Here is a 2810-nt window from a genome sequence, read left to right as displayed (position 1 = left end):
TATCTGGTAGGCTCACGTGGTTCAGTAGGTTCCTCGGTCGTTGCGACCTTCCTCGGGATTTCTGAGGTTAATCCGCTGCCGGCCCATTATATTTGTACCAATCCGGAATGCCGGCACAGTGAGTGGTTCCTCGACGGCAGTGTGCCGAGCGGATTTGACCTGCCGGATAAGGCCTGTCCGAACTGCGGCGGTAATCTGAAAGGGGAAGGGCAGGATATTCCGTTCGAGACCTTCCTGGGCTTTAAAGGGGATAAGGTTCCCGATATCGATCTTAACTTCTCCGGGGAATATCAGCCGAATGCCCATAACTTTACCAAAACCATGTTTGGGCCGGATAATGTATTCCGTGCAGGAACTATCGGTACTGTGGCAGAGAAGACGGCTTTCGGGTTCACCAAGAAATATGAAGAGCATCATCAGAAACGCTGGCGCGGAGCAGAGGTAGGACGTCTGGCTGCCGGATGTACGGGCGTTAAGCGCAGCACCGGCCAGCATCCCGGCGGTATCGTTGTTTTACCGGATTATATGGAGATTGAGGATATTACCCCGGTGCAGTACCCTGCGGATGATGTCACGGCCGAATGGAAGACAACCCACTTTGACTATCACGCCTTTGATGCCAACCTGCTCAAGCTCGATATTCTGGGCCATGATGATCCGACCATGATGCGGATGCTGCAGGATCTGACCGGTGTGGATCCGACAACCATTCCGATGAACGATCCTAAGGTAATGAGCATGTTTAATTCCACCGAGGCGCTGGGGGTCCGGCCGGATCAGATCCGGACTCCTGTAGCGACCTACGGGGTTCCGGAAATGGGGACCAAGTTTGTCCGCCAGATGCTTGTCGAATCAAAGCCGTCCAGCTTTGCCGACTTGCTTCAAATCTCGGGACTGTCTCACGGAACCGGAGTATGGCTCGGCAATGCCCAGGAGCTAATCAAGAATAACACCTGTAACATCAAGACCGTAATTGGCTGCCGTGATGATATCATGCTGTTCCTGATCTACAAAGCGGGTATGGATGCGGGGCTTGCCTTCAAAATTACCGAGAGTGTGCGTAAGGGTAAAGGTTTGTCCGCCGAATGGATTGAAGAGATGAAGAAGTGCAAGGTACCGCAGTGGTACATTGACTCCTGCCTGAAGATCCAGTACATGTTCCCGAAGGCGCACGCCGCAGCGTATGTTATCTCTGCGGTACGGACCGCCTACTTCAAGCTGTATCATCCGATTGAATATTATGCGACCTACTTCACGGTCCGTGCAGCTGATTTTGATATTGAACTCTGCTGTAAGGGCTATGAAGCGATCAGCCGTCAGATCGTGGAGATTGAAGGCAAGGGCTTTCAGGCACTGCCTAAGGAAAAAGCGATGCTTCCTGTCCTAGAAATGGCGCTTGAGATGACCGCACGCGGCTTCACCTTTAAGAATATCGATCTGTACCGTTCCGATGCCACGAAGTTTACCGTTGACGGCACCAGCCTGATTCCGCCGTTCTCCTCTCTTGCGGGAATCGGTGACAATGCCGCCATTAATATTGCTGCCGCTAAGGATGCGGGTGAGTTCCTGTCGATTGAGGATTTCCAGCAGAAATCCAAGGCGAGCAAGACTGTCATTGAGCTGCTGACCGGCATGGGCTGCTTCCGGGGACTGCCGGAGAGCAACCAGCTATCCCTGTTTTAACAGCCCCACACAGTGGAGTTGAACAGCCTGAAGAGTGTCTCCAAATAGGGAGTCAAGGGCTAGCACTTGTCAGTGCAGATGCACTATGGTATAATTTTTTTGGTAATAATGAGATAAGTCCGTTGTGTAAAGAGTGGGGAAACCCACTCTTTATCTTTGGTATATAGCAAAAGACAAGTTCGTGGAGGTAATTTTCTTTTGAGCACACCCAAATCCAAAATTAAACAAACGGTAGAGCAGATGCTCGGGTCCTATCTCGAGGACAATGGTTTCGAACTGGTGGACGTTGAATACGTGAAGGAAGGGTCCAACTGGTTTTTGCGCATATTCGTAGACAAAGAAGGCGGCATTGATATTGATGACTGCGGTGCCATTAGCGAATATTTCAGTTCAAAGCTGGATGAGAATGATCCTATCCCTGAAGCCTATTTCCTGGAGGTTTCTTCTCCTGGTGCAGAACGCCCGCTCAAGAAAGCGGCAGATGTCGCCAAAGCGGTAGGCAAGGACGTATATGTAACGGTTTATGAGCCGATTCAAGGCCTCAAAGAATTCGAAGGTCGTTTGCTCTCGTTCGAGAACGAGGAACTGCTCATCTCCGCGGGCAAAAAGCAACATGTAGTGCCGTATGCCAAAGTCGCCAGCGCGAGATTGGCCATTATTTTTTAATGTCTTGAAAGGGGGACCGGAATTTCATGAGTATGGATTTTATCGAAGCTATGAATGAACTGGAAAGGGAGAAAGGCATCAGTAAGGATGTGCTGTTTGAAGCCATCGAAGCTGCGCTGATCTCCAGCTATAAACGCAACTTCAATGCGGCGCAGAACGTGCGTGTGGACATGAACCGCAACACAGGCGTAATCAAAGTATTCGCCCGTAAGCTGGTTGTCGAGGAGGTTCTGGATACCCGGACCGAAATTTCCCTGCCGGCAGCCAGAGAGATCAACCCTCATTTCCAGCTGGAAGATGTTGCCGAGCTTGAAGTAACACCGCGCGATTTCGGCCGGATTGCGGCGCAAACCGCCAAGCAGGTCGTAACCCAGCGTATTCGTGAAGCAGAGCGGGGCCTTATCTATAACGCTTTTATTGACAAGGAAGATGATATTGTTACCGGCCTTGTACAGCGTCAG

At 50.9% G+C, this 2810-nt stretch carries 3 protein-coding genes; all 3 read left to right on the top strand.

The window, feature by feature from the left end:
* Nucleotides 1-1683 (top strand): PolC-type DNA polymerase III (locus tag AQR02_RS34275; RefSeq protein WP_245237444.1); only part of this gene is annotated, 1683 nt, incomplete at its 5' end.
* Between the two features lie 198 nt (nucleotides 1684-1881).
* A complete protein-coding gene (gene rimP, locus AQR02_RS14255; RefSeq protein ID WP_054941046.1) occupies nucleotides 1882-2349 on the top strand; it encodes a ribosome maturation factor RimP in 468 nt (155 codons plus the stop codon).
* A 26-nt stretch (nucleotides 2350-2375) separates the two neighbouring features.
* On the top strand, nucleotides 2376-2810 hold a 435-nt coding region (locus AQR02_RS14250; protein WP_280818626.1), incomplete at its 3' end, for a NusA N-terminal domain-containing protein.

It is taken from the genome of Paenibacillus ihuae, assembly GCF_001368795.1.
GTDB classification, from domain to species: Bacteria; Bacillota; Bacilli; order Paenibacillales; family Paenibacillaceae; genus Paenibacillus_AQ; species Paenibacillus_AQ ihuae.
Note: the sequence above shows the minus strand (reverse complement) of the source record. Positions and strands in the feature narration are given on the sequence as shown.